This is a genomic window from Microcoleus sp. POL10_C6 (genome assembly GCF_036701585.1).
Taxonomy (GTDB): domain Bacteria; phylum Cyanobacteriota; class Cyanobacteriia; order Cyanobacteriales; family Microcoleaceae; genus Microcoleus.
In genome coordinates this window covers 1-16,123 of sequence record NZ_JAUBRB010000094.1, presented here as the reverse complement: position 1 = coordinate 16,123, position 16,123 = coordinate 1, and the positions used below count along the sequence as shown (strand labels likewise).

At 44.9% G+C, this 16,123-nt stretch carries 11 protein-coding genes; 8 read left to right on the top strand and 3 right to left on the bottom strand.

What is annotated here, in order from left to right:
- Positions 1–348: 348 nt before the first annotated feature.
- Positions 349–5,040 (bottom strand): PAS domain S-box protein, encoded by a 4,692-nt coding sequence (locus tag QUA34_RS28795; protein ID WP_333390815.1) that lies wholly within the window; start codon positions 5,038–5,040, stop codon positions 349–351.
- 248 nt (positions 5,041–5,288) lie between these two features.
- Here QUA34_RS28795 and QUA34_RS28790 point away from each other — a divergent pair, with 248 nt between their 5' ends.
- The 4 genes from QUA34_RS28790 to QUA34_RS28775 all read left to right on the top strand — a co-directional run bounded on the left by QUA34_RS28790 (position 5,289) and on the right by QUA34_RS28775 (position 11,528).
- Positions 5,289–7,460 carry an EAL domain-containing protein gene (locus QUA34_RS28790; protein WP_333390813.1) on the top strand — a complete coding sequence of 724 codons (2,172 nt, stop codon included), beginning with the start codon at positions 5,289–5,291 and terminating at the stop codon, positions 7,458–7,460.
- A gap of 179 nt (positions 7,461–7,639) precedes the next feature.
- Positions 7,640–8,584: an NAD(P)-dependent alcohol dehydrogenase gene (locus QUA34_RS28785; RefSeq protein ID WP_333390810.1), complete on the top strand. Its 945-nt coding sequence runs from the start codon at positions 7,640–7,642 to the stop codon at positions 8,582–8,584.
- Positions 8,585–8,788: 204 nt separating this feature from the next.
- Positions 8,789–9,634 carry a twin-arginine translocase subunit TatC gene (gene tatC, locus QUA34_RS28780; protein WP_333390807.1) on the top strand — a complete coding sequence of 282 codons (846 nt, stop codon included), beginning with the start codon at positions 8,789–8,791 and terminating at the stop codon, positions 9,632–9,634.
- Between the two features lie 667 nt (positions 9,635–10,301).
- Positions 10,302–11,528 (top strand): calcium-binding protein, encoded by a 1,227-nt coding sequence (locus QUA34_RS28775; RefSeq protein ID WP_333390804.1) that lies wholly within the window; start codon positions 10,302–10,304, stop codon positions 11,526–11,528.
- A 283-nt stretch (positions 11,529–11,811) separates the two neighbouring features.
- On the opposite strand, the gene QUA34_RS28770 is transcribed toward QUA34_RS28775, so the two are convergent.
- A complete protein-coding gene (locus QUA34_RS28770) occupies positions 11,812–12,120 on the bottom strand; it encodes a carbon dioxide-concentrating mechanism protein CcmK (RefSeq protein ID WP_006631236.1) in 309 nt (102 codons plus the stop codon).
- A gap of 411 nt (positions 12,121–12,531) precedes the next feature.
- Positions 12,532–12,849, bottom strand: coding sequence for a DUF3067 family protein (locus tag QUA34_RS28765; RefSeq protein ID WP_333327341.1), 318 nt, complete (start codon positions 12,847–12,849; stop codon positions 12,532–12,534).
- Between the two features lie 213 nt (positions 12,850–13,062).
- Between QUA34_RS28765 and petC the strand changes: the two genes are divergently transcribed.
- From petC to QUA34_RS28745, 4 genes are all read left to right on the top strand, one after another.
- Positions 13,063–13,605 carry a cytochrome b6-f complex iron-sulfur subunit gene (gene petC / locus QUA34_RS28760; RefSeq protein WP_333390801.1) on the top strand — a complete coding sequence of 181 codons (543 nt, stop codon included), beginning with the start codon at positions 13,063–13,065 and terminating at the stop codon, positions 13,603–13,605.
- Positions 13,606–13,770: 165 nt separating this feature from the next.
- Positions 13,771–14,760 (top strand): cytochrome f, encoded by a 990-nt coding sequence (petA, locus tag QUA34_RS28755; protein ID WP_333327347.1) that lies wholly within the window; start codon positions 13,771–13,773, stop codon positions 14,758–14,760.
- A 105-nt stretch (positions 14,761–14,865) separates the two neighbouring features.
- Positions 14,866–15,717, top strand: a complete 852-nt coding sequence (locus QUA34_RS28750; protein WP_333390798.1) for an alpha/beta fold hydrolase — start codon at positions 14,866–14,868, stop codon at positions 15,715–15,717.
- A 111-nt stretch (positions 15,718–15,828) separates the two neighbouring features.
- On the top strand, positions 15,829–16,068 hold the full coding sequence (locus tag QUA34_RS28745; RefSeq protein WP_333390796.1) for a hypothetical protein: 240 nt from the start codon (positions 15,829–15,831) through the stop codon (positions 16,066–16,068).
- Positions 16,069–16,123 lie beyond the last annotated feature (55 nt).

The following is a 16,123-nucleotide window of genomic DNA, read 5'->3' as shown; positions in this document are numbered from 1 at the left end:
GCAGGTTTTTTTCCATAATTGTAATATTCCGCCCAGAATGTCACACTTGTCAATACCCTCTGACCTGAATCCTTACGTTAAATCAATCATTTCTCTATCTCTTTTCTCTTTCTCGGTGGCCTCTGCGCCCTCTGCGGTTAATAAAAAAAATAAATCCCCTTTACACCAAAAATATAATTGCTATATGATACAGCACATTCCATCTAATGTATATGGAATTGCCTCATGCTGATAGATATCTGCAACACACATCTCCAATAACTTCCAAATCCTTTCCCCTGTTGGTTTCTATTGGAAATATAGCCACTGCTTACAGCACTATAGCTTCTTTGTCCTTAAACTCGATAGCTAAAGGGGATTGGGGAGTAGAGGTCGAATTAAATCCATAATTCGGTCAGAATTAAAATTGTGGATATAATCAGTTAGTGCCTGGGACAAACCTGCTTTAGATTCGGGAATTTCTACAATTAATTCATTCATAACTTCGGTATCGAGATAGTAAGCGGCTTGATACATTTGTTCTAACCACTCAGGGGGCATAACAGATATATCTTCTACAGACACACTTTCAACTAATAGTTTTTGTGGAGTTGGTCCTAGGGCTTCGTAGATATATTGTACTCCCAAATATTGAGCGAGTTTGTCAAAAAGTTTTTTCTTCTGAAATGGCTTGCTTATAAAGTCGTTACAGCCAGCCATGAGAACGCTCTCTCGCTCTTCTTCAAAAGCACTGGCAGTTAAAGCAATAATGACAGTTTCTTGGTTGTTAGGGCGTTCTCTAATATATTTAGTAGCTGTGTAGCCGTCCATGATTGGCATTCGCAGATCCATGAAAATCAGGTGTGGCCGCCAACTCTCCCACAGTGAGATTGCCTCAACTCCCTGTGTTGCTTCTCTCACCTCAAAGCCAACGGAGGTAAGGATCTCGACTAACAAGCGGCGATTGTCTGCTAAATCTTCAACAACAAGGATACGGTAGGTTGGTTGTCCAGGAGCTAAACCAATTACTCTTTGATTAATTGATTCTGGGGGTAAGGATTCTGCTTGAGGTAACTGTACACCAATCTCAAAGGAAAAAGTGCTACCTCGGTTCAAAGTGCTTTTAACCCGAATTTGACCGCCCATGAGTTGGACGAGTTTTTGACTGATCGCTAAACCCAGCCCAGTGCCTTGACTCAAATTACTCCCAGCTTCGGCTTGCACGAAAACCTTAAACAATTTATCAATTTCTGTTGGCGAAATTCCCACACCTGTATCCTCGATTTCAAAACATAGGTGACAGGAGGTTTGATCTCTTTGTCCTGCTTTTACCCGTAGGGTGATGCTTCCTTGCTTGGTAAATTTAATCGCATTCCCGAGCAGATTGACCAAGACTTGATATAGTTTTTTCTCATCGGTATTTACAAATTGGGGAAGATCGGGATCTCGCTCGACAATTAGCGCTAATTCTTTGGGTTGGACTTTAATTAGCAACATTTCTTCAATACAAGTCAGTAAACTTGTCAAGTCAACGTCAGAAGGATTGAGCGTCATCCCTCCGCTCTCAATTTTGGATAAATCTAAAATATCGTTAATCAAGTCCAACAAATATTTACCGCTACGGTTGACAATCTGTAAGCGTTCTTGTAAAGAAGGAGTCAGAGCGCTTTCATCGCTCATCAATTGCGTGAATCCTAAAATCGAGTTGAGGGGGGTGCGGAGTTCGTGGCTCATATTGGCGAGGAAGACACTCTTGGCTTGGTTGGCTGCTTCTGCTGCTTCCTTCGCCTGCCGAAGTTCCACCTCAGATTGTTTGCGATCGCTAATATCAATTAAATATCCCAAGATTTCCACTGGTCTACCTGCACGATCGCGAATTAGCTTGAGTTGTTCGAGTACCCAGCGATAATTCCCATCTGCGTGCAGAAGACGGAATTCCTGAAAATAAAAATCATCTGTGAACAGGTTAGTTATTCCATTAAGCACCTGGTCTATTTCATCGGGATGCAGATGATTCATCCAAAATCCAGACTCTTCTAAAAATGCTTTGGTTTCGTAGCCCATTACATCTTTGATGTTTTCGCTTACGAAGGTTGCGCCATAGTCGCCATCAGCTTTACTGCTAAAAATAACGACGGGGCTGTAGTTCAGGAGAAAGTTAAGGCGATTTGTGGTGGATTGTAAGGCTTGTTCAGCAAGTTTTAGCTGCGATACATCCTCCTGAACCGCAACAAATACAGTTCCGTATTCAGGATGCTCAAACCTAGAGGTATGAACTCTGCACCAAAAGAGTGTGCCATCTTTTTTTTTGTTGTAGACTTCATATTGCGCTTCCCCGTCCCGATCGAGTTGAGTCGCAATATCTTCAACGGTTTCGTCGGGTGTCACCTGTGTCTCGACATAATTTATTACACCAACGGGTTGACCTGCGAGTTCGCCCTCTGTATAGCCAAAAATCGCATCAAATTTAGGATTAGCGTAAATGATCGTCAAGTCTGAGGCATTGACTAAACATACACCACCTGCCATATTATTCATAATAATACTTTGCAGTTCTAGCTTGTTTTGAGATTCTTTTCGTTCCGTAATATCTTGAATGTGAGCAATAAGACTTAGCGGATTTTCTTTCTTGTCTCTGATTACCGAGGCGTTAAGTAAACCCCAAATAATATGTCCGTGTTTATGGATATAGCGCTTTTCTCGTTGGGAATAAAGTGACATCTTGCCTGTTACTAGCAGATTGACATTTTTTATATCCTCTTCTAAATCTTCAGGATGGGTTATGCTTTGAAAAGTTAACCCTAAAAGTTCTTCTGGGGAATAACCAATCATCTGAGAGAAAGCTGAATTGGTCTTAATAAAATGCCCATCGAGGGAAAGGATCGCCATCCCGATCGAGGCATCTTCAAACGCATGGCGAAACTGCTCTTCACTCTTTTGTAAAGCTGTCTCCATTTGTTGGCGTTCGACATCAGCACGCTTGCGAGCAGTGATGTCGCGTTTAATTACAGAAGCCGCAACAATTCTGCCTGCTGTGTCCTCCAGAGGTGATATGGTACAACTGATGTCGATAAGCTGTCCATCTTTGCGGACGCGCACAGTTTCATAGTTTTTAATTATTTCTCCTTGTCGAAGCGTGGCTAGAATATGCTGTTCTTCGTAGATAAGATGAGGTGGAATTAGAATATTAATCGATTGTCCTATGGTTTCTTCAGCCTTGTAGCCAAAGATTTCTTCTGCTGCATTGTTCCAGCTTAAAATGATGCCGTCTAAGGACTTGCTAATAATTGCCTCACCAGAATGTTCCACAATCGCTGCCATGCGTGCCAGTGATGCTTCTGCTTGCTTGCGGAGGGTAATATCGTTTCCAATGCTGAGAAACCCTGTGATCTTGCCTTCTGGGTCATATAAAGCCGTCACCGAGAGGAGTAATGGAAAGCGACTGCCATCTTTGCGGATGTAGGACCATTCGTACTCGTCTGGCATTCCAAGGCGTGCCTTAGCAACAAAAGTCTCAAATCCTGGTTCGATAGAGATTCCCATCTCAGCAGATAAATCTTGGGCGCGCCGCACGACTTCCTCCTTGTCGTGAAGGATCGCAGGTGTGGCTTTCCCCACAACTTCTTCGGCACTATATCCCAGCAATCTCTCGGCGGCTTTATTAAAGGTAAGAATCGTACCATCTGCGGCTGTGGAAAGGATGGTGTAGTTGGTACTATCTAAAATGGCTTTTTGCAGCGTTGTTGTTTGAAGTAATTCTTCCTCGGCTTTTTTGCGATCGCTAATATCGCGCAGAATAACAGTACATACCGTTTCGTCTCCCATTTCCAGCTTAGAAATAGTGGCTTCAGCAGGAAAATCGGTGCCATCTTGGCGACGACCCAAAATCTCACCTCGTTCTCCCATCCTTCGCGCTTTACCAGAAGATTGAGCAAATTGTTGGATATGCTGCTGGTGAGCATTCCTAAACTGCTCTGGCAGCAGTAAGCTCAGGGGTTGCCCTAAAACTTCCTCTGTTTTATAGCCAAAAATCTTTTCCGCCCCCTGATTAAACAGGGTAATCTGTTGAGTGCGATCGACGGAAATAATTGCATCACTGGCGATTTCCAGAATTCCTGCAAAACGAGCCTGCGATTTTTGTAAAGCATCTGTTCGTTCAGCCACAATAATTTCTAAAGTTTCGTTAAGTTTTTTAAGGTCTTTTTCGGCTTGTTGGCGCTTGTAATCTATCAGGTTCAAAAAACGAGCCGTCCCCCAAATGAGAATTGAGAACGTGAAAACCATGATGGCTGACCGCAAGGCATAGCCATATTCAGCGTTATACCAGCCTAGTTTTTCCCCATGAAGAGTGAACCAGTTCATTACCACTGGAAAGATTACTGCCCAAGGCAGCAAGCACCGCAACATCAGTCCGCCGACTAGCGGGCTGGTTACTACTTGCATTAATCCTTCCTTGGGTCGGAGCCATAAAATTCCCCCATAGAGGATGAAAAAGCTTAGGATCGTGGATGGTACTTGAGCTGTTGTAACTACGATTAGTTGGGCGAAAATTTTGACCTCAAAGATGTATCCAAATAAAGCTAGCAGAGAAATTAAAGCTGCAATACTACTGCAAATCTGAGCCAACCAAGTGTCCCGTTGGGAATTTTTCCCTAGCAGTAATAGTGCTACTCCCATCAGCACAAAATTTAGGGCGGTATTTACTCCCATTCTTCCCGGATAAGGAGTCGCTGAAGACACGACATCCCGGAAAAGCCACTCATCAATGCCCAGATGCCAACCAAAGAGATACTCGCTCAGCGTCAGCACACCGATGATGATGATGAATCCTGCTGTCCCTTGAGCGATTCTATAGTGCATTCGGGTTAGTCTTTGGTGCTGTAACAATCTCAAAGACACTCCAGCCAACAAAAAGCAAAGTGCCGTGTTTGCTTTCATGGTCGAAGTCATACCAGGAAAACCACTTTTGAGTAGGGAGATGTCAAATTGCCAACCCAGCAGCACGAGACATCCGATCGCAATGACGAGTAGACTTGCCATGTGAGAAATGCGCTTGTTCATAAGTCGGCTGCTTGGGTTGAAACAATGTTCTTCTGATCATGTTAGGCGAAGCGAAGAAGGGCAACCACGGGGGGACTGCCCCTAGCCGAACAATGGAGATTTTGTATGATTGCGCCCCCTTGCCAGCCCCATATCTCCGGGAGCGCAGGACTTCTTTGTGGGTAAAGTAACTTTTTTAACCTAATAATTCAACTATACTATTTGTGCATATGTTTATAGTCGTCTAGCAAGAAACTATGGAAATCAGTATGATTATCGATAGAACTAGCGATCGGGTTAGCGATCCAGCTACAAACTACCGAGGTAATATTTTAATTGTTGACGATCTGCCTGATAACCTGCGTCTTCTCAGGGATACTTTGAGCGCACAGGGTTATAAAGTTCGCAGTGCCACGACAGGTGCAATGGCGCTCAGAGCCGCCCAATCTCCATCGACGGAGTTAATTTTACTAGATATTAAGTTGCCCGATCAGGATGGGTATGAAGTTTGCCGACAATTAAAATCTGATGAGCGCACCGTAGACATTCCAATAATTTTTTTAAGTGCGCTAAATGAAACTTTTAATAAGGTGCAAGGGCTGGCTGCGGGAGGGGTAGATTATATTGCTAAGCCATTCCAAGTCGAAGAAGTATTAGCTCGTGTCGAAACCCACCTAACCATCCGAAGGCTGCAACAAAGCCTCCAAAAGCAAAATTTACGTCTCTTGAGAGAAATTGAAGAACGGCAACGTCTCGAAGAGTCTCTCTTTGCCGAAAAGGAATTGGCTCAAGTGACTCTGCAATCCATTGGCGATGCGGTCATTACTACTGATGCCCAAGGTAATGTAACATATTTCAACCCTATAGCTGAGCGGCTGACAGGCTGGAAAACTCATGAGGTTCAAGGAGTTCCTTTTTCTACAGTTTTCCTAATTGTCGATCAAGTAACGCGAGAGCTAGTAGAGAATCCTATAAACAAGGCTCTATTAGAGGAGCGAATTGTGACCTTAGCTAACAATACTATTCTGATTTCCCATGATGGAACGGAGTATCCCATTGCTGACTCGGCAGCACCGATTCGAGACCGCCAAGGTAAAATTATCGGGGCAGTCATGGTCTTTCATGATGTTACTGAATCGCGCTATCTCACCCGTCAACTTTCTTGGGAATCCAGTCACGATGCCCTAACGGGGTTAATCAACCGTCGAAGATTTGAGCAGCAGCTAGTTGAGGCGATCGCCTCTTGTCAAGATAGCAATCAGCAGCACGCTCTCTGTTATTTAGATTTAGATCAGTTCAAAGTCGTTAACGATACCGTAGGGCATATTGCTGGCGATGAGCTACTGCGCCAAATCACCGCACTTATTCAACAGGGAGTCCGTGCTAGTGATATGCTGGCTCGCTTGGGAGGTGATGAATTTGGTATTTTACTCTCTCAGTGTTCGCTCTCTCAAGCAGCTCAGATTGCAGAAAAACTCAAAGACTTAGTGCATAAGTTTCGGTTTATTTGGAATAGCAAAACCTTTATCATCGGGGTCAGCATTGGAGTTGTTGCCATTAACCAAACCAGCAAAGATTTGATGCAGGTTCTGGGAGAGGCTGATGCAGCTTGTTATGCCGCCAAAGCGAGAGGCCGCAACTGTGTTCATGTTTATAGCCTAGATGATGAGGAAGTAATTAAACAACGTGGTGAGAGACTGGTGATTTCCCAAATCAGCCGAGCGTTGGGAACCAATCATTTTCGTCTCTACTGCCAAAAGATTGTCTCTATTAGCTCTAACCCATTAGTAGAGCATTATGAGATTTTGCTCAGAATGCTGGACGAAAATGGAGAAGTAGTATCTCCAAATGAGTTTATTCCCGCCGCCGAGCGTTATGGCTTGATAACTGAGATCGATTGTTGGGTAATCGAAACTTTTTTCTCTAATTATCACAAATTACCGGAAAAAGATGTTAACCAAGGCTTGTATACGATCAATCTTTCTGGGGCTAGCATTAGTAACAATCAGTTTTTGAAGTTTTTAATCGAACAATTTTCTCGATACAAAGTCCCCCCACAAACCATTGGTTTTGAAATCACGGAAACCGCAGCGATCGCAAACTTTGAGCAAGCCAGATATTTCATGGGCGAACTCAAAAAGATTGGCTGTTGCTTTGCTTTAGATGATTTTGGCAGTGGGTTGAGTTCTTTTGCTTATCTGATGAATTTACCAGTTGATTATTTAAAGATTGATGGTGCTTTTGTCAAGAATATTAGTCATAATTTGATTTCTCAAGCGCTAGTTGAAGGCTTTAATCGTATTGCCCATGCGATGAATCTTGAAACTATAGCTGAGTTTGTCGAAGACGAGACTATCTTAGAAAAATTGCGGGAGATTGGAGTAGATTATGCTCAGGGTTATGGGATCGCCCGCCCTGTTCCTATTAATTTTAATCTCTAGTCGATCGCACGCTTGCCAGCGAACCCATTGCCTCACGCCTGCGTCCTGTCTGGAAGCCTCCAAGAGTCGATCGCCGGCTGCTACAAGGGTGACTCAATTTACTGTGTCACATTGAGATCGAATGTGCTGTAATTGTAAAGGATTGAATGTTCCATTGGAAATAAACCGGAAAATTTGCCATGAAAGCAGTTGCGTTCGATCGCTACGGTTCAGCCGAGGAATTGCAGTACCGAGAGTTGGAAAAGCCGATCGCCAAATCCAACGAATTGTTAGTGCGAGTTCGGGCTAGCAGCGTCAATCCCGTAGACTGGAAAATCCGGCAAGGACACCTGCAACTATTAACAGGATTTAACTTTCCTCGAATCGTCGGTTCTGACATTTCGGGAGTTGTCGTGGAAGTCGGCCGGGAAGTCACCAAATTTCAACCCGGAGATGAAGTTTATACTTTCTTAAATCCCATGAGTGGGGGTGCTTGCGCCGAATACGCGGTAGTGGCAGAATCGGATGCCGCCTTTAAACCGAAAAACATCACTCATGCAGAAGCAGCAGCAGTACCGATCGCAGGTTTAACTGCTTTGCAAGCGCTCAGGGATTTGGGTCAAATTCAAGCAGGAAATAAAGTATTGATTAACGGCGCTTCCGGCGGAGTCGGCACTTTTGCCGTGCAAGTTGCGAAAGCAATGAATGCGGAAGTAACGGGAGTTTGCAGTGCTAAAAATAGAGAATTGGTGAAGAGTTTAGGAGCCGATTTTGTCCTGGATTACGCAGAAATTGACTTTACTCAACAGACAGATAAATATGATATAATTTTAGATGCTGTCGGGACGAGAACATTTGCTGAATGCGAAAAAGTGCTGCAACCAGAGGGAATTTATATATCGACTTTGCCAAGTTTCGAGAACCTCGCACCGATGTTAACGAGCTGGTTTATATCGGGTAAAAAAGCTAAATTCATTCTAGCCAATGCCAACCCCAGCGATTTAGGGGCTTTGCGGGAGTTAATAGAATCCGATAAAGTTGAGCCGATTGTCGATCGCACTTACAGCTTAGCAGAAGTAGCAGCAGCCCACGCTTACAGCGAAACGGGCCGCGCGATCGGCAAAATTGCGATCGTGATTGAATAATGAAGGCACTAGACGGATTTTGACACGGATACACGGATTAATTATCGATCGTTCCTTCTGCTGCTCAAGTCAGAATAAAGAATGAAGAAGGAATTCGGAGCCATGATGAAATAACTATTCCCTATTTCCAATTTCCAATTAATTACCAATTTTCAATTACCCATTCCATCTTCCTAATTACCCCTTACCAATTACCCATTTCCTATGACTGCTCCCTCAAACTTGGAGACACCCGAACAAGGTTCCGACAACAATCTCGAAGCAATTAGCCCGGAAAACAGCATTGCACCAATCGCAGGCGGTGCGATGGGTTCTCGCAACTTAGAAAACGAATTTCTCGACGAACTTCCCGACGAAGTTGAAATGTCTTTATTCGATCATTTAGAAGAATTGCGGCAGCGACTTTTCTACTCGCTAATTGCAGTAGTAATCGCTGTAATCGGTTGCTTTTTCACAGTTAAACCCATCGTGCAACTGCTAGAAGTACCGGCAGGGCCCGTCAAGTTTCTGCAACTAGCTCCCGGCGAGTATTTCTTTGTTTCTATCGAAGTAGCCGGATACAGCGGTTTGCTCATCGCCACTCCGTTTATTTTTTACCAGATAGCGCTGTTTGTTCTCCCCGGCTTGACTCGGAAAGAACGCAGGTTGCTGGGGCCTGTGTTTTTCGGTTCGAGTTTCCTATTTTTGGGCGGGTTAGTATTTGCTTACATCGCTCTGATTCCGGCGGCGCTCAACTTCTTTGTTACCTATGGAGCCGATGTTGTAGAGCAGTTGTGGTCGATCGACAAATACTTTAAATTTGTGCTCCTGTTAATGTTCAGCACTGGCTTAGCTTTTCAAATCCCGATTGTCCAAGTATTGCTCGGAGTTTTGGGCATAGTTTCTTCTAACCAAATGCTCTCCGGCTGGCGCTATGTAGTCTTGGGAGCGGCAGTTTTGGGAGCGGTTTTAACGCCTTCTACTGACCCTTTAACGCAAAGTCTTTTAGGAGGTGCGGTGCTGAGCTTGTATTTTGGCGGGGTTGGTTTGGTGAAGCTTTTAGGGCGATGAGAATTAAGAATAGCAGACAATGTAAAAGTTACCGAACATCTGAATTTTAAAATTGTCTGCTATTTTTAGCCGAGATTGAGATTGTTGTCAACTTTTCTTAAAAACATTGCTTCAGCTATTTTGAGGGCGAATTCCCTATTTACTTAAGTAAGCTTATAAACATTGTGTAAAGCTAAGCTTCTCAGCTATTTGAGTAAGTTGATTGTTTTATCTGATAACCTTTGCTGATTTAGTGTCTGTTTGATAAGTATTTAAAATAAAATATAAAATTCACATTAGCAAACTTTAGTGTTAGGTGTCTGGGGTCAAGGTTTTGAGCCTTAATTCACACTATTCTTTAGGCGATCGGGCTGGCAATCATAAGTTATTTTAATGATTGAGTTTTTAAGGTTTACATGAAGATTTGAAACGAGCCAATCCTGAGTATTCGAGCGACAGATAACATAGAAATACAGTGAAATTACTGAATAATGTAAAACCTCAGCAAGAGAGTCAAGCTGGCTCACTGAAGTCTAGCTATATCTTTTGAGTTTCCTGGCTGCCTAAGATAGGAGACTTGTTGGTTTTGTGGGTGGATTTTTTAGTAAGTTCACTTTAAAAATCCACACTGTAGAGTTTTACCTTTTTGACGGTTTCAGTTTCTTAATCTCAATCGGAAATTAAATATATGGCACCTGGCACTACTGGCAATGACACCATCAATGGCACTACTGGCAATGACACCATTTATGGCCTGGCTGGGGATGACGCTCTCAAGGGCCTGGCTGGGAACGACTGGCTCTTTGGCGAGGATGGCAATGACGATCTCACGGCCGGGGGTGGCGATGATATTCTCTATGGCGGGTTTGGCGATGACTATCTCTATGGCGACGGTGGCTATGGCGAGGTTGGCAATGACTTGCTCAATGGCGGCGCGGGCAATGACGATCTCTATAGCGGCGATGGCAATGACACTCTCAATGGCGAGGTTGGCAATGACGAACTCTATGGCGGCGCGGGCAATGACACTCTCAATGGCGGCGCGGGCTATGACACTCTCATTAGCGACGCTGGCAATGACTTGCTCAATGGCGGCGATGGCATCGACGTAGTATCTTTTATTTTTGCAACAACTGGCGTCAATCTCGATTTGGGGTTAGGTCGGGCTTCCGACGGGCAGGGTGGCATAGACTCGCTCTCCGGCATTGAAAGTGTACTCAGTACTGACTATAACGATACTCTCATTGGCGGAGACATCAGCGAAACGTTCTTTAGCCGGTTTGGCGATGACTATCTCGATGGCAAGGTTGGCAATGACGGGTTCTATGGCGGGTATGGCAATGACACTCTCAATGGCGGCGATGGCAATGACACTCTCAATGACGAGGTTGGCAATGACTTGCTCAATGGCGAGGTTGGCAATGACTTGCTCAATGGCGGGGCTGGCAATGACTTGCTCAATGGCGGGGATGGCATCGACACATTATCGTACAGCAATGCAGGAACGGGTGTCTATCTCGACTTGGGGAATGTCGGCGACGGGTCTGGGTTAGGTCGGGCTTCCGACGGGCAGGGCGGCATAGACTCGCTCTCCGGCATCGAAGTAGCGATAGGTTCTAGGTATAACGATACTCTCCTTGGTGGATACGGCAGCGAAACGTTGATTGGCGGGGGGGGCGCTGACAAGTTTAGGCTTTGGAGGAGTTCGGGAATAGATACTATTGCTGACTTCAAACCAGGTGAAGATAAACTGTTGGTACGTTCTCGCGATCCGTTTGCAGACATCACTTTTGGGTCGATTAATAATGGTTTAGATACCGAGATTCGTCAGGTTGGAGCCATTAACCCTATAGGGATTCTGAAGGGAGTTTCGAGTGCTTCTATCATTCCTGCCCGTGATTTCATGACTGGTTGATTGTATGGTCTGCGTCGAGCGATAGGTGAGAACAATCGCCTAAAACCGATGAGGAATATCGCTTTTGTTTGAGTCCAGAGCCCCCTAAATCCCCCTTAAGAAGACCCACTTTGAGAAGATTATTGTCCCCCCCTTAAGAAGGGGGGCTAGGGGGGATCTGGGCCGATCCGATGCTACCGGATTTGATATGAATTAGCCGCAAAAAATATAGAGACGCGATCGCCCGCGCCTCTATAATTACTAAAAGTTACAATTCCACACCAAAGTTTTGTCAAAACTTTGACTACATTCGGAACTGTTCTACTTCGGGAGTGTAGCCGATCGGCAAAACGTAATCCAGATTCTCGTGGGGACGAGCAATTATGTGATACGATAGCAACTTTCCGCCATCGACCTTTTTAACTGATTCAATTCCAGCAGCAACGGCTGCTTGCACTTCAGAGACATCTCCTCGCACTATAATTGTCCAGTAGGCGCGGGTTATTTTCTCATAGCGAACTAAAGTAACACGGGCTGCTTTCACCATTGAGTCCGCAACTTCTACTGCAGCGGGAAATCCTAAGACTTCAACCATTCCCAGTGCAACACCCATTACAACATTCTCCTAAATTTCACAAGATATCTGACACTCATTGTATGTGAAATTGTTGACAGAAATTGCTTCGGATGATTTTGGTAAGCTAGAAGTCCGATCGCCCAAAATTAAAAAAGCCCCTAAAAAGCCCCAGAAACTGTTGTGGCATTTAAATCCCACAGTTGGGGGCGCGCAGCAAAGCCCGCCACACAAGACTTTGAATCAAAACAACTGTGCAAATTAGATGCGCCACAGCTTAGTTTCTCACCAGCAGCAAGTCGTATGACAAGCTCGCCGATCGATTTTCGGGACTTTGGGCTCAACTAATCCAGCCGCGGCGCGACACAAAACTTTAGGGAACTCCCCCAGATCCCGGCTGTGGAGTCCATCTAAAATCTAAAATCTAAAATCTAAAATCGACTGACTGATTCAAAACTCGTCTAGCAACCATTCCGAGGCTCTTTCACCCAAATCTAGAGGAATGCTGACAGCTTTACCCAAGCGGGGGCGATCGCGAGTAGTCACGATATATTCTCTCACCTGTTCTGTGCTCCCCCAGCCGTTGAGGTAATTGGCCACCGCATCCAAATGCTCGAAATAATCAGCCTCCGTCATCGGAAAAGATGCCTGTTCTAAATATTTCCACATAACTTGCACAAAAATCTTGCCCCGTGTTCGCCGCAATCTGATATCGTAAGACTTTCCCCATTTTTCTAGCAGTAGCTGGTGTAAATCCTTACCCGTCATGGTTGCTCCTGAGTTAATCCATTAAACAATAAAAGACAAAGTTCAAAAAATGTAATAATACTCTAATAAAGGCTGGAAGGCGCATTCTTAAAAGGAATTTTCGCGGCCTAAAATTTGTGCGAGCAGATTAACGGCAATTATCCCAGTTGTCTGCACGTACAGGTTCGCTAACAGCTAACAAACAAACGTAACTTAAAACCGTAAAGGCAGGTCATGGCTCAATCTTCTGCTGGAAATCCCGATGTTCCCGATATGGGGCGTCGCCAATTTATGAATTTGCTGACGTTCGGTACAGTCACAGGTGTGGCACTGGGCGCACTCTATCCCGTTGTCCAATATTTTGTTCCTCCGGCGAGTGGGGCAGTTGGCGGCGGAGTGACAGCTAAAGATGCTTTGGGTAACGACATCATCGTTAGCGAATATTTGACTTCGCACCCGGCGGGCGATCGCAGCTTAGCCCAAGGTCTCAAAGGCGACCCCACCTATGTTGTGGTGAAAGAAGACCAATCTATCGCCGACTACGGCATCAATGCAGTCTGCACTCACTTGGGTTGCGTCGTGCCTTGGAATGTTAGCGAAAACAAATTTATCTGTCCTTGCCACGGTTCTCAATACAATAATGAGGGCAAAGTGGTGCGCGGCCCCGCGCCTTTGTCTCTGGCCCTGGCCCACGCCACTGTCGCAGATGACAAGATCGCTTTTACAACTTGGACAGAAACAGATTTCCGCACCGGCGAAGCACCTTGGTGGTCTTAAACTATTTTGGATTTTAGATTTGAGATTTTAGATAGGGGGTGAATGGTGAAAACCACAGATAATTGCATCCCTAAAGCAGTCTAATAATCCAAAGTCCAAAATCCAAAATCCAAAATCCAAAATCCAAAATCCAAAATTGTCTGACCTTTGAGATTGAATACTCTAATGCCACAAACTAATTTATCTGCGATATTTCGCCGCAGTGCCAGGACGATCGCGAAAACAGCCTTAATTGCGATCGTAGCCGCAGGATTTTTCCTCACAAGCGACATCGCACTTCCCCAAGCAGCATTTGCTTACCCTTTCTGGGCTCAGCAAACAGCACCCGCTACTCCCCGCGAAGCCACAGGTCGCATTGTTTGCGCTAACTGTCACCTCGGTGCAAAACCGACTGAAGTTGAAGTACCGCAATCTGTTTTGCCTGACACAGTGTTTGAAGCTATTGTCAAGATTCCCTACGATACTAGCGTGCAGCAAGTTGTCGGCGACGGCAGCAAAGGTGGCTTGAATGTGGGTGCAGTTGTGATGTTGCCCGAAGGTTTCAAGATTGCTCCCGCTGACAGAATTCCCGAAGAAATGAAGGAAAAAGTCGGTGATCTTTACTTCCAACCTTACAGCGAAACCCAAGAAAATATTGTTTTAGTGGGCCCAGTACCGGGAGAACAGTATAAAGAATTGGTATTCCCAGTTTTGTCCCCGAATCCGGCAACTGACAAGTCTGTTCACTACGGCAAATACCAAATTTATGTTGGTGGCAACCGCGGTCGCGGTCAGGTTTATCCTACTGGCGAAAAGAGCAATAATACTGTTTACAATGCTTCGGTAGCTGGCAGCATTTCTAAGATTGCTCAACCGGAAGCTGGCGGTTATGAAGTGACAATTCAACCTGCTGAAGGTGCAGCCGTTGTTGATACGATTCCCGCAGGCCCAGAACTGATTGTTACTGAAGGACAAACAGTTGCAGCAGGCGAACTTTTGACGAACAATCCTAATGTGGGCGGCTTCGGTCAAAAAGACGTGGAGATTGTGCTGCAAAGTGCCGATCGAGTTAAAGGATTGATGGCTTTCGTGGCTATAACCATGCTGGCTCAAATCATGCTGGTTCTCAAGAAGAAACAGGTCGAAAAAGTTCAAGCTGCTGAAATGAATTTCTAAACGCGGCTGTAATTAGTTGGGTAAGGTGTTCTATGCACACCCAACTATTAGGTAAGTAGGGCGGGTATTCCCCGCCTTATTCTTTGATAAATAACCAGTAAAATAATGTTAATTGATGAGAAGATAGTTGAAGTAGGCCCGCTGAAATGGTTTTATCGGGAAACAAATCCGGTTAACGAAACTGGTAAACCGCCCGTACTGCTGCTGCACGGTTTGCCGTCCCAGAGTTTTACCTGGACTGTAATGATGCCGGATTTGGCTGCACAGGGATTTAGATCGATCGCCCCAGATTGGGTGGGTTACGGGCGATCGACCAAACCAGACAAGCGCGACTTTGCCTACACTCCCGATGCTTTTGTTGACGCCCTTGCGGGCTTTATTCAAGCTATAGAATTAGACCGATTTTACCTCGTTGTCCAAGGATTTTTAGCTTCAGCCGGCATTCAATACGCTTTACGCAATCCCGATAAAATTGAGCGTCTAGCCATCATAAATACACCAATTTCAGCAGATATAAAATTGCCTTGGAAAATGCAGCAGTTGGGGCTGCCTTTTATTGGCGACATGATGACTCAAGACCCGCTTTTGGTTGACAGAACTCTCGAAGGTGGCAGCCGCCAGACAATATCAGACAAGGATTTAGATGTTTACCGCCGCCCGTTTTTGAAGAGTTCGGATGCAGGTCGATCGCTCATGAATACAGTCCGCAATATTCAATTGCCGCAGTCTATGGCCGAAATTGAATCCGGCTTGAAAGCATGGACTCGACCAACTTTATTTGTGTGGGGTTTGACAGATCCTTGGCTGAGTGTTGAACCAGTTCAAAAGCTAGTCGGTTCCCTGCGAAATGCAGAGTTAGTCACACTGGAACAAGCGGGGCATTATCCTCAAGAACATTGGTCAGAAAAAGTTGGCGATGCTGTGATAACTTTTCTGCGCCGCCAGGAGGTAAAATAATACTTTGTACATAACTCTCGGTGCTAGGTCAGTGAACCAGCTCCTCGCCGAGCTGCATTTCCAGCCTTTTCCTGAGATAGAGAAATCTAAAATCTAAAATCTAAAATCGATATGACTCGTCCCCGTTCAATTTTTGCCTTGATGATGGCGTTTTTGATGGCATTTCTGGTTAGTTGCAGCAGTGTGGAAGCAAAAGTTCCAACGACTTACACAGCAGCCCAGACCCAGCAAATTCAGCGCTATGTTCCTACTCTGACAGAGTTCCGATCGCGCATGGATAAACTGGGAACCCTAATTCAAAAACGGAATTGGATTGATACCAGAACTTACATTAGATCTCTTGCAAAATAATTTTATGATATAATGAAAAGTTTTGCTGAGATTTAATTGAATCCCAACTCCTAAC